This is a genomic window from Protofrankia sp. Cr2, assembly GCF_963555885.1.
Classification (GTDB): domain Bacteria; phylum Actinomycetota; class Actinomycetes; order Frankiales; family Frankiaceae; genus Protofrankia.
The window spans coordinates 41,157-57,827 of the sequence record NZ_CAUVXG010000028.1; the positions used below are offsets into that span (position 1 = coordinate 41,157).

The window sequence follows — 16,671 nt, forward strand, 5'->3', positions numbered from 1 at the left end:
AGCCAGCCGTGGGTCAGACTCGCAGGTGCCGGCGCAGCGCGACCGCAGCCAGCGCCGCCGTCGCCGCGGAGCCGATCAGCAGAACACCGACGGCAACGGCCCACACCGCGCCCCAGTCCAGGAGCGGGAACGTGGTCTGTCGGGCAAACCTGTGATCAACAAGGTAGATCTTGCTGGCGATCAGCGCCATCGCCGCGAACATCCCGCCGAGCATGCCCGTGACTGCACTCTCCACGACGAAGGGCGCGCGGATCGTCGCGTCGGTGGCCCCCACCAGCCGCATGACCGCGGTTTCCCGGCGTCGCCCGTGCGCGGATACCCGGATCATCGTATAGATCAATACGAACGCGGCAAAGGCCTGAACCGCGGCGAGGACGAAGGCGCCCACCGCGAACGCGTGCAGGAAGCGGTAGAGCGGTGCGAGCAACGCACGCTGGTCCCGTACCCGGTCGACACCATCTCGTCCGGTGTAATTCGCGACGATCTCGCCGGACCGGCGTGGGTCGACGAGCGTGAGACGCAACGACGCGGGCAGGTCGTCCGCGCTCACGCCGCTGGCGACATCCGGCGAATTGCGGAAGTCACGGGTGAAACGCGCGAATGCGTGCGCCTTGTCCTCGTAGGCGACCGCCCGCACCAAGGGGTCGGCGCGCAGATCCGCAACCAACTCGTTCCGCTCCGCGCTGGACACCCCGTCATCGAGGTCGATGACGACCTGGATCCGGTCGAGAACGAATCCGTCAACGGTGCGGACCTGGGCCCGCAGCAGCAGGCCGGCTCCGAGCAGGGTAAGGCAGATCGCCACGGTGACGATCACTCCGAGGGTCATGGACAGGTTACGCCGCAGGCTGGTGACACCGATCGCGAGCACCGGGCCGACGCGCATATTGGTGATCATGCGCTACAAGGCCAGTCCGTAGACGCCTCGCACCTGGTCGCGTACCAGCGCCCCGTGTTCGAGCTCGATGACCCGCCGACGCATGGCGTCGACCGCAGCGGCGTTGTGCGTGGCCATGACGACGGTCGTCCCGATCCGGTTGAGCGCATCCAAGAGCTTCAAGATCTCTGAGCCGGTGGCCGGATCGAGGTTGCCGGTCGGTTCGTCGGCCAGCAGGATCCGCGGACGCCCGACAAAGGCCCGTGCAACCGCGACGCGTTGTTGTTCTCCGCCGGACAGTTCGTCGGGATAGCGGTGCTCCTTACCTGCCAGCCCCACCAGGTCGACCACCTCCGGGACGAGAGTGCGGACCACATGACGGGGCCGGCCGGTGACCTCCAGGGCAAAGGCCACATTGCCGGCGACCGTCCGGTCGGGCAGGAGCCGGAAGTCCTGGAAGACGCACGCCACCTGCCTGCGCAGCAACGGCACCCGACGGTCGGGGATGGCGGCCAGGTCCCGGCCGGCAACCTCGACCACACCGGCGGTGGGCCGCTCGTCCCGCAGGAGCAGCCGCAGAAAAGTGGACTTGCCCGAACCCGACGGACCGACCAGGAAGACGAACTCCCCCGCGGTGATCTCGACGGTCACGGCATCCAACGCGGGCCGCGCACCCGCTGGATACTGTTTGGTCACCGAAGTCATGCGAATCACGTTTGCTACTCCTCGCATCCAAATTAAGACCCTAAGTCACCAGTGGATGCTAACCAAGAGTGCAGCGACCGTCGTTGTCCGCGCCTGCGGCGGCCGCGAGGAGCACCCTCCTGGCACCCAGGGGTGGCGGCAGGGCCGGTGGGTAGACAGAGGGTGTAGCCGCCTGAACGGTGATGGAACTTTTCTGAACCGCCAGACATTGTGTGGGTCAGCCCGCGCGGGCGATGATGCTTCCAGGACCGGACGCAAGGAGGTCGACGGCATGTGCTGCGAGGACCTGATATGCGCCCGTTGTGCCGGCCCAGTCGCCGAAGGACGGTGTGCGTCCTGCCGGTCAGCTCGTGACTCGATGCACCAGGCATCCATCACGATCACGCCCCAGATGCTGATCGTCATCGTATCGGTGCTACTGGTGCTGGCCGTGCTGGCCGTTCGACACGGCTAGGAGGCCGCTGAAGGATGGTGGCCTTGTTCGACCGGCCAGGTCACGGGTATCAGGCCAGCATCTCGCGCAGCGCGACCACGTCCCCGATGACGATCACGGATGGCGGCGTGATGCACGCATCGGCCGCCAGGGTCGCGATGTCGGCGAGGGCGCCGGTCACCACCCGCTGATCAGCGGTCCCCCCGCCGTGGATCACGGCGGTCGGAGTGGATCCCGCGCGGCCTCGCTTGACCAGCTCCGCGGCGATCTGTGCGAGCGCACCGACGCCCATCAGGACGACGATCGTCCCGGCACCGGTCGCCACAGCGTCCCAGTCGACGGTCGAGCCCGGATGGGACGGGTCGACGTGACCCGAGACAATCGTGACGTCCTGGGTGATTCCACGGTGAGTGACCGGAATACCGGCCAATGCCGGCACCGCCACCGCGCTTGTCACACCCGGCACAACCTCACAGGGCACCCCCGCGTCCAGGCACGCCAGCGCCTCTTCACCCCCGCGACCGAAGACGAAGGGATCACCTCCCTTGAGCCGCACCACCCCGAGGCCCCGCCCGGCCCGGTCGACGATCAGACGGTTGATCTGATCCTGGGTGATGTTGTGGCCGTGCACATCCTTGCCCGCATCCACGATCTCGACGCCGGACCCGAGTTCGTCGAGCAGCGCCCGTGGGGCCAGCCGGTCGACGACCACGACGTCCGCCCGGCGCAGCAGTTTCAGGCCTCGGACAGTGATCAGATCAGCGGGCCCCGGACCACCTCCGACCAGCGCAACCCAGCCGCCCGGTGTCCCCGCAGGCCCGCCCGCGTTCCGCGCGGGATCCGTCTGGAATCCGTCCACGATAAGAGTGTGCTGCTTGGACCCGGGAAGATGTCGATCGGGGAGAAAACAGGGTGGATTAGAGCGCCCGGCAACAGGGGACGCGGCGTCGCGGAGCTGTTGCCGGGCGCTCTTAACCCGTACCGATCAACTCGCCGCCAGCTTCGGACAACCGGAACAATGGAGGTAAAGCCGGCAAACCTCCAGGGAACATGCTACCGACCGTCCGGCGAAGCCCAGCTGCACGCGCTCCATATGGGTGAACCGGGAACCCTTGATGAGGACAGCGCAACCGGTATCCGACGCGCCGGCATCCACCGCGCCGGTCACCGTCCGGGCACGGGTCAACGCCTCCCCGGTGGATCCCGCCGCCCAGATCCTGCCGGCGGCGAGACCCGCCCGCTGCGCGGCCCGGCGCAGGTGACGACATCCGTCACCGTCACCAACCGTTACAAGAGCGGTCGCTACCGCGGCCACCTCCGTGCCCACCCGGTCGTGCAGGCGGGCCGAGGCCGTGCCGAGCTCGCGCATCTCCCCCAACACGACGATCTTTTCCGATGCGGGCATCGCGCCGAGTACGTCGAGTGCCGCAAGCGCCGCGTCCGGGCTTGAATTGTAGCTGTCGTCGATTATCAGCAGGTTTGGCGACACCCGAACCAGGGTGACCCGACCGCGCGGCCCGACGAATGACCGCAGTGCCCGCACACCGGCCTCGATGCCGATTCCATGCGCAGTGCCGACGGCGACCGCGAGAAGCGCGTCATAGACGAAATGCCGCCCAGAGACGGGCAGCGAAAAGCGAATCTCCGCGCCGCCGGCCACAATCATCCCGGTCGTGCCGGTTTCCTCGACGCGTACATCACGGGCGCGGATATCGTTATCCACGCCGAACCCGACCCGAACCAATCGGGCCTGCGCACGGGACGGAATCTGCTCCGCGGCCGCGACGAGTCGAGCGTCATCCCCGTTGAGGACCCACAACCCACCCGTCCGGACGTGCCGCAGCAGGTCGACTTTCTCCGCAGCTATCGCATCCTCGCTGCCGAAATAGCCGATGTGCGCGGAGCCGACGTTCGTGATGACCCCGACATCAGGGGCGGCGAGCCGCGCGAGCGCGTCGATCTCGCCCGGATGATTGGTCCCGATCTCCGCGACGACGTGGGAGTGCTCGGAGCTCATCTCCAGCAGAGTGAGGGGGACGCCCAGATGATTGTTGAAACTCGCCTGACTGCGCAGAACCTCGAACCGGGCCGCGAGCACATGCGCGATCATGTCCTTCGTCGTCGTCTTGCCAGCGCTTCCCGTCACCGCGATGACCACCGGCGCGAGCCGGCGCCGCGTCGCCGCCGCAACCTGCTGCAGCGCCGCCACGGTATCGGCCACTCGGACGACTGTCGTGCCCGGCGTCATCCCCGGGATCTCGCGGGTGACGACCACACCCCGCGCACCAGCCCGCACAGCGTCGTGCGCGTAATCATGGCCGTCCCTGGTCTCGCCCGGCAAGGCGAAGAAGAGATCGCCTTCGCGAACGCCACCGCTGTTGATCACCGCCCGGGTGAACAGGGTGTGCCCCTGCTGGGAGACGGCGGCCGGTACCGCAGCCACGAGATCGGCAAGTTCGATCAACCGACAGCCTCCGGTTCCCACCTCGGACGATTCCCATACAGGACTGAACGGGATGTTTCCATGACATCGGGGCAACCGCGCGCCCTGGAGTGCGCAGCAGCGGAGACGGCGGCCAGGTCGACAGCGGGGCCGGACGGGGCCGACTGCTCGGTTTGAGGGACGATCCGCTTGTATGAGAGTCTCGACCGGTACCGCAACTATGCCAGCTTTCACGTCGACAGCGGAGTGTACATGGCCAATGGGGGGAATCGTTCCAGATACCTGGAACGCACCTTATTACTCTGCACTGCAATGGCCAGCCGGCCCCTCGCGCGCCGGCCGGTGGCTGCGTGCTGACCCCAGCCCCAGCCCCAGCCCCGACGCTGCGTCGCGCCGATGTCGAATCGGCCGCTGACTGGCTGACCGGACGGATGATCCGCACGCCGGTCATCCGGTCGGCGGCCCTCGACCGCCACGCCGGAACCCGGCTGTGGCTGAAAGCGGAGAACCTTCAGCGGAGCGGCTCATACAAGGCCCGCGGCGCGATGCGGGCGGTGGGTCGGGTGGCGGAGGCGGGGAACCGGTCAGGCGTGATCGCGCAGAGCACCGGCAACCATGCGCTCGCCGTCGCTCTCGCCGCAGGGAAGTACGGTCTCAGCGCCATCGTCGTGCTCCCGGTCGACGCGCCCCCGATCAAGATCGCGGCAGCCGAGGCATGCGGCGCGCATGTGGTCCTCGCCGGCACCACCCTCGACGACCGGCTCGACATCGTCGGACGGCTGCACGAGTCGACCGGCTACCCGGTCATCGACGCTTATGATCATCCTGACGTCATAGCGGGTCAGGGAACGGCCAGCCTCGAACTCATCGAGGACGTCCGCCGGTGCGGCGGCCACCTCGATGCCATCGTCGTCCCGGTGGGTGGCGGCGGTGGCGTAGCCGGAGCATGCCTGGCCGCGCAGGGTGAGGGCATTGCGGTCTTCGGGGTGGAGCCCCAGGGGTGCGACTCGCTCGCACGCAGCCTCGCGGCCGGCAGGCGGGTGGCCGTGGCGCCGGCCGACACGCTTGCCGACGGTCTGCGGCCCGCGTGCGTCGGCCGCATCCCCTTCGACATCGTTCGTGGGTCGATCGCCGGCGTGCTCCAGGTTGATGATCGGAGCATCGGCCGTGCCCTGTGCCTGGCTTTGTTCCACACCAAACTTCTCCTGGAGCCGTCTGGTGCCGCCGGTCTGGCCGCAGCTCTCGACGATGCATCGCTGGGCGGCTTCGACGATGTCGGTGTGATGTTGACCGGGGGGAATGTCGAGCCAGCGCTGATCGCCCGTCTCATCGCCGAACACAATGACGCCGGTGCCGTGAGCAGTGGCGTCATCGCTGGGAACGTCATGAGCGGCACGTCATGAGCGGGACCAGCGCGGACGGGACCAGCGCGGACGGACGAACGCGACTGCGGGTCGGGATTCTGTTCGGTGGTCCGTCAGCAGAACACGACGTTTCGTGCTCGTCGGCCTTGGGGCTCGTACGGGCGCTGCCGCGGGACCGCTATGAGCCCATCGTGATCGGTATTGCCCGGGACGGTCACTTCACGCTCGTGCCGGACGACGCGGTCGACCGGTTACGGGATCTGCCGCCACACGCCCGGGCCATCGATGACCGCCTCGAGGTGGTAGGCCAGCCGGTGGAGTTGCGGCGCGGCCGGTCGCGCTCCGAGGTGGTGGTCACGCCTGCCGACGACCCCAGGGACGTCCTGGCCCACCTCGACGTCGTGTTCCCGCTCCTACACGGCCCCTTCGGCGAGGACGGCGTCATCCAGGGGTTCCTCGAGCTGCTCGGGGTCCCCTATGTCGGCTGCGGTGTGGCCGGGTCGGCTGTTGGTATGGACAAGGTCGCGATGAAGCGGGCCTTCGTCGCGGAGGGCATCCCCGTCACCCCGCACCGGTGGTTCGACGAGACGACCTGGTGTTCGTCCCACGATCCACACAGCCTGGTCGACGGCCTGCACTGGCCGTTGTTCGTGAAGCCGGCCAGCATGGGTTCGTCCATCGGGGTGTCGCGGGTGATCTCGGATGCCGGACTGGCCGCCGCCGTTGCGAAGGCGTTCAATTATGATCACACGGTTATCGTCGAGCAGGGTGTGACGGGACGTGAGATCGAGTGCGGAGTACTCGGGGGAGAATCCCCGGCGGCGTCGGTTCCCGGTGAGGTCACCGTCGCGGGCGAGTGGTTCGACTACGACCTGAAGTACTTCGGCGACAGCGACCCGATGATCGTGCCCGCGCTGCTGGGCCCGCGGGTGACCGACGAGGTCCGCGAGTTGTCCGTCCGGGCGTTTCGTGCCGTCGGCGGCTGGGGCCTGGCCAGGGTCGACTTCCTGTACGACGAGGGCGCGGACCGGCTCTACGTCAACGAGCTGAACACAATGCCCGGCTTCACCGCTCATTCCATGTACCCGAAGGTCTGGGCCGCGACCGGCGTCCCCTACCCGGACCTCGCCAGCCGCCTCATCGAGCTGGCGTTCGAGCGGCACGTACGCACCGAGCAGAAAAGGATCATGGAGGTCGCGTCATGACCATCGAGGTGGCGACAACCCGTCAGGAGTGGTTCGCGGGCCGTCCAGGTGACTGGGCGGCCTGGCGCTCCAAGGTGACCTTCGCCTCGCGGGCGCAGGTGCTCGAGCTTGCGGTGCAGATTGCCCGGCCGGTGCCCGGAAACATCGTCGAGTTCGGCGTCTGGAAAGGGGCGTCGACCCGAGTGATTCGCGACGAGCTCCTCCGGTGCAGCCGGTGGGACCGTGCCCAGCGCCGGAAACGGATCTATGCCTGCGACTCGTTCGAGGGCCTACCCACCGGGTACGAGAACATCGCGAAGGGCACCTTCGCGACCCCGGTGCCGAGACTGCACGGCATCCGCATTGTCAAGGGGTTCTTCGAGGATTCCCTGACGCCCGCACTCGCCACCGAAGTCGGGCAGGTGAGCCTGGCCCATTTCGACGCCGATCTGTATTCGGCCACCGTGTGCGCACTCGAGTGGATCACTCCGCTCCTCCACGCCGGGAGCCTGCTGCTCTTCGACGAGTTTGTCGGCGAGGACGCCGCGGAGGAAAGGGCCTTCCTCGAATGGACGGAACGGACGGGCACCGAGACTGCCCTCATCGCCCTGTTCGGTCGCGAATCCAGCGGACACGGCGGCTTGACTGATCGGCGCGCCCTGTTCCAGGTGATCGGTGACAAGCAGATCCAGGAGCCGCCGCCGCTGTTCCCCAAGCGGCTGCGTCGCCGACTCACGTCCCGTTGGTGACCGCAGACCCTCAACGCCGCTGGGTGCGCGAAAAGCAAGCATAATCGCGCGCTCGGCCGCCGCTTCGAACAATCGCGGACAGGACTGTCCGGCGCACGACGCGCCTATTGCCGGGCGCTCTTATTCGGGCCGCTCCGTGGTGCGTCGCCAGCGGATCTCCGCATCGATGAAGTCGTCGATGTCGCCGTCCAGGACCGCCCCGGTGCCGGACGTCTCCACCTCGGTTCGCAGGTCCTTCACCATCTGGTACGGATGCAGCACATAGTTGCGGATCTGCGAGCCGAAGGACACGTCCTGCGGGCCGCCGGTCAGCCGCTGCTTCTCGGCGGCCTCCTCGCCACGCCGGCGCTCCAGCAGTTTGGCCTGGAGCACCATCATGGCCGCGGCCTTGTTCTGCAGCTGGCTGCGTTCGTTCTGGCAGGTCACCACGATGTTCGTCGGCAGATGGGTGATCCGCACCGCCGAGTCGGTGGTATTGACGCCCTGCCCGCCCGGACCCGACGAGCGGAAGATGTCGATCCGCAGTTCCTTGTCGTCGATCTCGACGTGGTCGGCCTGCTCGACGGCCGGCGTCACCTCGACGCCGGCGAACGACGTCTGGCGGCGGTTCTGGTTGTCGAAGGGGCTGATCCGTACCAGCCGGTGGACGCCGTGTTCGCTGCGCAGCGTCCCGTAGGCGTACGGCGCCTTGATCTGGAACGTGGCGGACTTCAGACCCGCCTCCTCCGCCTCGGAGGTGTCGAACACCTCGGCGCCGTGGCCGTGCCGTTCGGCCCACCGCAGGTACATGCGCAGCAGCATCGCCGTCCAGTCGGCGGCGTCCACGCCACCGGCACCGGCGGACAGCTGAATGATCGCATCCCGCTCGTCGTACTCGCCGGACAGCAGCGTCCGGACCTCGAGCGCGGAGATGTCACGGGCGAGCTTCGGAAGACCCACAGCAGCCTCGGCCAGCAGGTCCTCATCGGCAAGGTCGAGCGCGGCGATGATGTCGTCGAGACGTCGCCGCAGTGCTTCAACCCGGGCGATGTCCCCACGCACCGACGAGAGCCGGCGGGTGACGCCCTGCGCCCTGGCCTGGTCGCTCCACAGGTCCGGATCCGCTGCCTCCTGCTCCAGGTCGGCGGCGCGGCGTCGGAGACTTTCAAGATCAAGAACTGCTTCGATGCCTGCGAGCGTCGAGTCGAGAGTCTTGATCTCCTCTGTGAGGTCGGCGGCCATGAGACCCACCTTACCGTCGGAAACGCGCCACCCCCACCTGGATACCGATCTTGGCGTGGCGAGGCCGGAACCCACGCCGGCGTGTCGCCTCGTGACCGTCCGCGGAAAATCATCCGGAAACACGGCTCAGTGGGCCGACATCTGAACGAGACCCTGTTACGGCGACCGGCGACCGGGAACCGGGAACCGGGAACCGGGAACCGGGACGCAATGTCGCGGGGCCGTAATTCGCTCGAGGTCAACATGCCGACATGCTGGACCAGAATTCACACAAAGAGACCGAGAGCACATCCAGCGCACCCTTGCTACCGAAGCACCGGAGCGTCCCACCGGCTATCTTGACTGTCAGCGGGCCCTTCAATCACTCTTAGAGCGCTGGAGAGCCGTGACCGACAACAGCGCCGGGACCGACCCACGTGTCGATACCGGCGAGCTGCATGACACCTGCGTTCAGACCTTGAGCGAAGCGCTCGTCACCTACGAGACGGCCGAGCTGGCGGACACCATATCGGCGCTGACGCCCCTGCAACAGACCACCCGGACATTGCCGCGCACCCGACGATTGCGTGGATCGGTCGCACTGGATTGGATGCGCCTGCACGCTGCCGTGACCACCACCCTGGCAGGCGCCGCATACGACCAGGGGCGCCACGGCGACGCGGTCTTGCTGGCCGATCGAGCCGCGACGGTAGCACGCGCCGCTGGCGACGGCCCGCTGGCCGGCAGCGCCCTGGCGATACGCGCCCGGGTGGTACGCCAGCACAGCCCGACGGTGGCACTGCAGATCGCCGGGGCCGCCGGCCGGATCGCCGGAGCGAGCCCGGCTCGGGCCATGGTGGCCGGCAAGGTCTCGGCCGGCTCATACGCGGCCGTCGGCGATGTCGCAGGTGTCCGGCACTCGGTGGTCCGCGCCTGGAAGATCATGGAGTTGCTGGCCCCAGCCGCGCAGGGACGCCCCGGCTTCGCGCTCGACACGTATTCTCCGGCGGATCTGGCGCTTGCCAGCGCCGAGGCGCTGACCACCGTCGGCGTGGCGGACGAGGCCGAGCCCTACCTTGAAAGGGCCGCCGCACTGATCACGGACAGCGGACAGACCGGTATGATCATTGCCGTGCACATGGCGCAGGCGCGGACCGCGCTGGCGCGCAATCGCCCTGACCCCGACGAAGCGGAGCACCATGCGTCGCGGGCTGTGGCTCTGGCCATGCACCGGCCGGCGCAGTGGGTCGCCCGGCTCGTCCGCGACGTCTCCGCGCTCGCCGCCAGACGCACCGGCCATCAGCTCGAGGATCTTGTCGCCGTCACGGCCCCCTGGTTCTGATCTTCTACCTGGTCAGGGGCCGGGCGGACGGACGAGCGACTGGGCGTCCGCACTGGCTGTGACGGTGACCGGGCCGATGCCCAGGAGCGCCACCACCGGCAGGACGACCGTTCGGGTTCCGGTCACCCGGACGGTCGTCGGGTTCAGCAGCTGCGCTGTCAGAACCGTGTGCCCGGACGGGTCGGCGTCGGCCTGGTATCCGGCGACGGTCGCGACGACCTCGGCGAGCGGCAGCTGCTGGAGATCCTGGGTCGCCGTGTAAATGGCGGCGTCGTTGACATGCTGCGCGGCGGCGAGCGCGGCACCGTCGGCCGCCGAAGCCACCGAGCGTCTGGCCAGATACACCGCGGAGGCATCGGTCACCACAAGCGCCAGCATCAACGCGATCATGACATAACCAAGGGTGAGTATCAGGATCGTGCCAGCGTCCGTGTCCGTGTCCGTGTCCGTGCGCGGGTGTGGGTGTGGGTGTGGGTGTGGGCGCGGTCCCGCGCGAGGCGCCCGCCTGGGCCTGGCTGCGCACTGCCACGATCGGCTCATGTGACTGTCCGGCCGCGCCGGCAGGCGTCCACGTCCACGACCACGACCACGACGAACTTCCCGTTCTGGGCCGACGGGACGTTCGCCCAGGTCAGCGGGCATCCATTTTGGTAAGAGCCTCGTGCGACTTGGCGGCCAGCACCACTACCTCCACATCAGAACCGTCGTCGCGCGACCGCTCGGCAGAAAAACGGGCTGCGAGTGCTGCGCGCCGGTCCGCGAAGGTCTTCTCCTGAAGCAGCCGACCTGCGCGACGGTCGTACACGACCAGGAAGTAGCTCACTCGCGCACGGCACCGAACATGGAGTCGACCTGTTGTGCCAACCACAATACCGCGTCCGCGATCTCGACCAAAGCTGCCCGCCGACGATCGGGATCATCGAGTCCATGAGCGTCCAAGGATTCGATTGTGCGGGGGATAGACAGTCAATCATAGATCAATTTTGCGGGTGACCCCATCACCGTGGGGAGGAGTGCCCTTCGGCGAGCAGTACGCGAAGAATCGCCGTCGCGTCATTGATGTCGTCATCGTTGACGTCGAGATGGGTGACGGCCCTGACCTGTCGCGGACCGGTCATCTGGAGAAGCAGTCCGCGACTGGCCGCCGCAGCCGTGAACATGCTCGCGGACCAGTCAGTACCTGACAGGTCGAGGTGGAGAATGTTCGTCTCGACCTCGTCGACGTCGATGACGCTGGGGTCGACGTCCGCGATCCGGCGGGCCAGGTGCGACGCACGCCGATGATCATCGATCAGTCGCTCGAAGTGGTGGTCCAACGAGTAGAGGCCGGCCGCGGCGAGTATGCCAGCCTGCCGCATCCCACCGCCCAGCCGTCGGCGCAGGACCCTCGCCCCGGCCGCGAGGGATGTCGAACAGAGCACGAGGGATCCGACCGGCGCGCCCATGCCCTTGGACAGACAGATCGACATGGTGTCGAAAAGAGGCCCGAACGTCGAGGCCGGCAGGCCGGTCGCGACGATGGCATTCCATACCCGCGCACCGTCGCAGTGCAGACCAACGTTCACCGAACTCGTCAGCGCCCGCAGCGACTCCAGGACCGCGAGTGGGTAGACGGCGCCTCCGCCGCGGTTCACGGTCTGCTCGACGGCCACGGCTCGTGTCACCACGGTCCGGAATCCTTCCGGTCGCAGCTGCCGCGCCACCGCCTCGGGCTGAAGAATGCCCCGTGGCGAAACGATCGTCCGGGTCGATATCGCGCCGTGCTGGGCGGCTCCCCCTCCTTCGTACGTCACGATGTGTGCGTCCGCATCGCAGAGCAGCTCCTCCGCCGGAGGTACCAGTAACCGCAGGCAGATCTGATTCCCCATGGTGCCGCTCGGTACGAAAACGGCGGCTTCGTGCCCGAACAGGTCGGCGACGCGGTCCTCCAGCGCCAGGACCGTCGGATCCTCGCCGTAGCAGTCGTCGCCTACCTCCGCCCGCGCCATCGCCTCCCGCATGCCCGGAGTAGGACGCGTGACCGTGTCGCTCCGCAGATCGATCGGACGGTCGACCACTTCCTGCGCACCTCCGTATGGTCCTGACCGTTCCCAGAACACGACCGCAACGCCTCAAACATACATTTTCCCCCGCGTCGGGTCATGGCAACCATCGCGGGGGGCCGACGACTGTCGTTTGCCATGGACTTGACGGTGATGGCGTGGGGGTGCTGGGAAGGACGACCGGCTGATGCGGCAGATTCTGTGGAGCCAGGACCCCGAGGACGCCGCGCTTCGGTTGACGCTCCGCGACAAGTACGACCTCATGAGCAGGAACGACCGGATACGGCTCCGGCCGCAAGCCTGAGCCTTCATCCTGGAGGAACGCTCGACCCGCGATCCGCCGCCGCCGCCCTACGAGGTCGCCGAACTCCAGCTCCCCCTCGTGCACGGCTTCAGTGCCACCTTTCCCGTTGTCGCGATGCAACAGTACCTGCGCGCCGTCGTGCGTAACGGCGTCGTTTCAATCCGACTCGGATTTGTAGATCGCGGGCACCGGTACTCGCCAGATTATAAGCGCCTATTGCGTTTCAATCCGACTCGGATTTGTAGATCGCGGGCACCACATCGAGTGCCTTGCAGGCGTAGCGCACAGAGTTTCAATCCGACTCGGATTTGTAGATCGCGGGCACAAAACGCAAATCGTTTGGTGAGAATGCTCGGGGTTTCAATCCGACTCGGATTTGTAGATCGCGGGCACAACTCAGTAGCGTTGGTTCGCTTACGGGCGACAGGTTTCAATCCGACTCGGATTCGTAGATCGCGGGCACTTGGCGCTGTTTTGTTCGCGTTGAGCGACACTGAGTTTCAATCCGACTCGGATTTGTAGATCGCGGGCACCCCATAACTAAATAACCTGTCGGGCGGAGGTCTGGAGTTTCAATCCGACTCGGATTTGTAGATCGCGGGCACCGCGACACCCCTAAGCCCCGCCCCCTACCGCCTGTTTCAATCCGACTCAGATTTGTAGATCGCGGGCACACTCCGATCACGATCCTATCGGGTCCGCAGCCACAGTTTCAATCCGACTCGGATTTGTAGATCGCGGGCACCACTTACATTGAGTGTCTCTTCAGAGGCTCAGCGCAGTTTCAATCCGACTCGGATTTGTAGATCGCGGGCACCGCAATCGCTATTGCGGTGGCAATCGCAATGTTTCAATCCGACTCGGATTTGTAGATCGCGGGCACATCCGTCGTAGCAGCGCGCGTTCAGGCCATGAGGTTTCAATCCGACTCGGATTTGTAGATCGCGGGCACACTCCCGCTCCGCGGAAGTGGAGGTGGCCGCTGACTGTTTCAATCCGACTCGGATTTGTAGATCGCGGGCACAAAGATCAACTTCTCCCTGCTTCCCGGCAACATCCAGTTTCAATCCGACTCGGATTTGTAGATCGCGGGCACCTCGACGAGACTGGCAACCAGAAGATCGTTCTGGTTTCAATCCGACTCGGATTTGTAGATCGCGGGCACCGTGCATGGTTCACGGAGGGCTCGAGTAAAGGGTTTCAATCCGACTCGGATTTGTAGATCGCGGGCACTAGCACATCCAGACCATGAGGGCGCTTGCGCCCTGTTTCAATCCGACTCGGATTTGTAGATCGCGGGCACATGTGATAAATCTTGTGGCTCACTGACTCCTTGAGGTTTCAATCCGACTCGGATTTGTAGATCGCGGGCACCGGCTTGCGGCTTCGGCCGCAGAGCCCGAGTGGTTTCAATCCGACTCGGATTTGTAGATCGCGGGCACAGGGCGACCATCCGGCCGTACCGGTAGAAGGCGGTTTCAATCCGACTCGGATTTGTAGATCGCGGGCACCATGGTGCCTGCCAGAACGGCCAGGCGGGTGGTGGCGGTTTCAATCCGACTCAGATTTGTAGATCGCGGGCACCATCGGATGAGGACGAGGCGCGCAGGCGCCTCGAGTTTCAATCCGACTCGGATTTGTAGATCGCGGGCACCCAAGAAGCGGCGCGTGCTGCTGGTCCTCGCCTTGTTTCAATCCGACTCGGATTTGTAGATCGCGGGCACCGCAGGGCGCACGGATGGCTTAAGCCCCAGGAAGTTTCAATCCGACTCGGATTTGTAGATCGCGGGCACACGGGATCATGGTCGGGCAACACGTTCCCACGTTTCAATCCGACTCGGATTTGTAGATCGCGGGCACGCTAGCACGTCGGGCCAGGGCGGCGCTTGCGCCGTTTCAATCCGACTCGGATTTGTAGATCGCGGGCACAGTCCAAGTTCGGAAGGAGGCCATCATGGCCAGCAAGTTTCAATCCGACTCGGATTTGTAGATCGCGGGCACTGGTGGCGGGGCGCCCGCCCTTCTGCCCCCTCCGTTTCAATCCGACTCGGATTTGTAGATCGCGGGCACTCGCCGGCCAGCCGGCCGGTGGCGCAACAGGTTTCAATCCGACTCGGATTTGTAGATCGCGGGCACCCTCCGTAAGAAGGATAGGGGTCTGCCGGCCTAGTTTCAATCCGACTCGGATTTGTAGATCGCGGGCACCTACTGATGAGGCTCTTGCACATGCTAGACCTGTTTCAATCCGACTCGGATTTGTAGATCGCGGGCACAACCACCGGGTCACGGACGACTTGCTCCTCACGGTTTCAATCCGACTCGGATTTGTAGATCGCGGGCACACACCCTCCGGCTCGGCAACGCCGAGGGGGGGTAGTTTCAATCCGACTCGGATTTGTAGATCGCGGGCACCATGGGATTGTTGTTGAGCTTCGCGCTCCAACACGTTTCAATCCGACTCGGATTTGTAGATCGCGGGCACATCCGGCGTATACGCCCGCTAGAGCGAGATTATGTTTCAATCCGACTCGGATTTGTAGATCGCGGGCACCTGTGGCCAAGTCCCTGACCGGGGGCTATAGTTTCAATCCGACTCGGATTTGTAGATCGCGGGCACTGGTACGGAGAAAGGAAGGGGGTGTCGCGTGAGGTTTCAATCCGACTCGGATTTGTAGATCGCGGGCACGCAGTCTGTCTCGCCCCATGGCAAGGCAGAATGTTTCAATCCGACTCGGATTTGTAGATCGCGGGCACCATCCTGGACCACCAGGAACTCGTGTGCCTGGTGTTTCAATCCGACTCGGATTTGTAGATCGCGGGCACCAGGCACGCATCGCCGTGCTGGTGGGCGAACCGTTTCAATCCGACTCGGATTTGTAGATCGCGGGCACCCTTCCGGGCATTGCCCGGGCACTACAACGGTTTCAATCCGACTCGGATTTGTAGATCGCGGGCACCGGTCGTCCGTTTCGGGGGCCTCGGCGATTACGGTTTCAATCCGACTCGGATTTGTAGATCGCGGGCACTGTGACGATGGTGGCCGGAATGAGGGCCTCGGCGTTTCAATCCGACTCGGATTTGTAGATCGCGGGCACGAAACCGCTGACGCCGGGAAGAAGACGCCCCGAGTTTCAATCCGACTCGGATTTGTAGATCGCGGGCACCGGACAGTGTGATGGCGGCTTATGCCATCACACTGGTTTCAATCCGACTCGGATTTGTAGATCGCGGGCACCGCTCGCGACCTCCAACAGTTCGGTATTGAAGTTTCAATCCGACTCGGATTTGTAGATCGCGGGCACGAAAAATAATGCTTTTCGTACTCGCGATAGCAGTTTCAATCCGACTCGGATTTGTAGATCGCGGGCACATCGGCGAAAGAGGGGACGTGAGCGTCCTCGACGTTTCAATCCGACTCGGATTTGTAGATCGCGGGCACCCTCAATGCCCACCTCGCAGAACGTGCGGGGGAGTTTCAATCCGACTCGGATTTGTAGATCGCGGGCACAAGACACCTGCAACCAAGCAGGTCACTTGCCCCAAGTTTCAATCCGACTCGGATTTGTAGATCGCGGGCACCGCTGTCCGAATTGTACACCCGCTGACCTGCGACGATGCAAGATCATACCACAACCTCCATCCGAAGATCCTTAAGATCATGGCTATATGATCTATAGGTGTCGCATCGCAGCAGGTCACAGCACATGTCGATCTCTCACCACAACCTCCCGCGTTCGTCGGCGTGTCGGCGGTTGTGGTAAACGATCATCGTGCATCCCCCGTTCCCACCGCCGGGTCTTGGACCAACCCGTACCCGACAATGATCGCAGACTCTGCCATCCGCAGCACGAGACCGTGGGCCACCGTTCCGACAACGCATGGAACCGACCCGCGGAACCCAGCCGACGGACATCGCCAAGCGCAGGAGACGGAAGCGGCTCCCACATCCACCGCGTGCGCGGGCAACTCCGGACATGCCAGCCAGTAAGAGCGCCCGGCAATAGGGGCGTGGATCAAGGAACGAGGCT

The 16,671-nt window shown here is 65.3% G+C and carries 12 protein-coding genes and 1 CRISPR repeat array; of the genes, 4 read left to right on the forward strand and 8 right to left on the reverse strand.

From position 1 onward, the window contains the following. Positions 1-13 precede the first annotated feature (13 nt). The 4 genes from ftsX to U9978_RS14310 form a co-directional block, all read right to left on the reverse strand. Positions 14-886, reverse strand: coding sequence for a permease-like cell division protein FtsX (gene ftsX / locus U9978_RS14295; protein ID WP_322761607.1), 873 nt, complete (start codon positions 884-886; stop codon positions 14-16). A 15-nt stretch (positions 887-901) separates the two neighbouring features. Then, entirely contained in the window at positions 902-1,591 is a 690-nt protein-coding gene (gene ftsE, locus U9978_RS14300) for a cell division ATP-binding protein FtsE (RefSeq protein ID WP_322761608.1), read from the reverse strand. A gap of 494 nt (positions 1,592-2,085) precedes the next feature. Continuing rightward, the gene (cobA, locus tag U9978_RS14305) at positions 2,086-2,874 is read right to left on the reverse strand and encodes a uroporphyrinogen-III C-methyltransferase (protein WP_322761609.1); all 789 of its coding nucleotides are present in this window, start codon (positions 2,872-2,874) and stop codon (positions 2,086-2,088) included. Positions 2,875-3,000: 126 nt separating this feature from the next. Continuing rightward, the gene (locus U9978_RS14310; RefSeq protein ID WP_322761610.1) at positions 3,001-4,479 is read right to left on the reverse strand and encodes a UDP-N-acetylmuramoyl-tripeptide--D-alanyl-D-alanine ligase; all 1,479 of its coding nucleotides are present in this window, start codon (positions 4,477-4,479) and stop codon (positions 3,001-3,003) included. 329 nt (positions 4,480-4,808) lie between these two features. On the opposite strand from U9978_RS14310, the gene U9978_RS14315 reads away from it, so the two are divergent. From U9978_RS14315 to U9978_RS14325, 3 genes are read left to right on the forward strand one after another with little or no spacing between them, the layout of a single operon-like run. Next, entirely contained in the window at positions 4,809-5,861 is a 1,053-nt protein-coding gene (locus U9978_RS14315) for a threonine ammonia-lyase (RefSeq protein WP_322761611.1), read from the forward strand. Then, positions 5,858-7,027: a D-alanine--D-alanine ligase family protein gene (locus U9978_RS14320; RefSeq protein WP_322761612.1), complete on the forward strand. Its 1,170-nt coding sequence runs from the start codon at positions 5,858-5,860 to the stop codon at positions 7,025-7,027. The genes U9978_RS14315 and U9978_RS14320 overlap by 4 nt, the downstream gene beginning before the upstream one ends. After that, positions 7,024-7,755 carry a TylF/MycF/NovP-related O-methyltransferase gene (locus U9978_RS14325; RefSeq protein WP_322761613.1) on the forward strand — a complete coding sequence of 244 codons (732 nt, stop codon included), beginning with the start codon at positions 7,024-7,026 and terminating at the stop codon, positions 7,753-7,755. Before U9978_RS14320 ends, U9978_RS14325 begins: the two co-directional genes overlap by 4 nt. Positions 7,756-7,875: 120 nt before the next feature. On the opposite strand, the gene prfB is transcribed toward U9978_RS14325, so the two are convergent. Continuing rightward, entirely contained in the window at positions 7,876-8,976 is a 1,101-nt protein-coding gene (prfB, locus tag U9978_RS14330; RefSeq protein ID WP_322761614.1) for a peptide chain release factor 2, read from the reverse strand. A 385-nt stretch (positions 8,977-9,361) separates the two neighbouring features. Between prfB and U9978_RS14335 the strand changes: the two genes are divergently transcribed. Next, positions 9,362-10,297 (forward strand): hypothetical protein, encoded by a 936-nt coding sequence (locus tag U9978_RS14335; protein ID WP_322761615.1) that lies wholly within the window; start codon positions 9,362-9,364, stop codon positions 10,295-10,297. A 12-nt stretch (positions 10,298-10,309) separates the two neighbouring features. Here U9978_RS14335 and U9978_RS14340 read toward each other — a convergent pair whose 3' ends face one another. The 3 genes from U9978_RS14340 to U9978_RS14350 form a co-directional block, all read right to left on the reverse strand. Next, positions 10,310-10,714 carry a pilus assembly protein TadG-related protein gene (locus U9978_RS14340; RefSeq protein WP_322761634.1) on the reverse strand — a complete coding sequence of 135 codons (405 nt, stop codon included), beginning with the start codon at positions 10,712-10,714 and terminating at the stop codon, positions 10,310-10,312. 214 nt (positions 10,715-10,928) lie between these two features. Next, positions 10,929-11,120, reverse strand: coding sequence for a hypothetical protein (locus tag U9978_RS14345; RefSeq protein ID WP_322755663.1), 192 nt, complete (start codon positions 11,118-11,120; stop codon positions 10,929-10,931). Positions 11,121-11,295: 175 nt separating this feature from the next. Continuing rightward, the gene (locus U9978_RS14350) at positions 11,296-12,297 is read right to left on the reverse strand and encodes a threonine aldolase family protein (RefSeq protein ID WP_416210965.1); all 1,002 of its coding nucleotides are present in this window, start codon (positions 12,295-12,297) and stop codon (positions 11,296-11,298) included. Between the two features lie 499 nt (positions 12,298-12,796). Beyond that, positions 12,797-16,222: a CRISPR direct-repeat array (repeat unit 36 nt; unit sequence GTTTCAATCCGACTCGGATTTGTAGATCGCGGGCAC). Positions 16,223-16,671: the final 449 nt, after the last annotated feature.

Coding starts and splice junctions, on each gene's coding strand:
- prfB (WP_322761614.1), bottom strand. CDS start 8,976: ATGGCCGCCGACCTCACAGAGGAGATCAAGACTCTCGACTCGACGCTC.
- U9978_RS14325 (WP_322761613.1), top strand. CDS start 7,024: ATGACCATCGAGGTGGCGACAACCCGTCAGGAGTGGTTCGCGGGCCGT.
- U9978_RS14350 (WP_416210965.1), bottom strand. CDS start 12,297: ATGCGGGAGGCGATGGCGCGGGCGGAGGTAGGCGACGACTGCTACGGC.
- U9978_RS14320 (WP_322761612.1), top strand. CDS start 5,858: ATGAGCGGGACCAGCGCGGACGGGACCAGCGCGGACGGACGAACGCGA.
- ftsX (WP_322761607.1), bottom strand. CDS start 886: ATGCGCGTCGGCCCGGTGCTCGCGATCGGTGTCACCAGCCTGCGGCGT.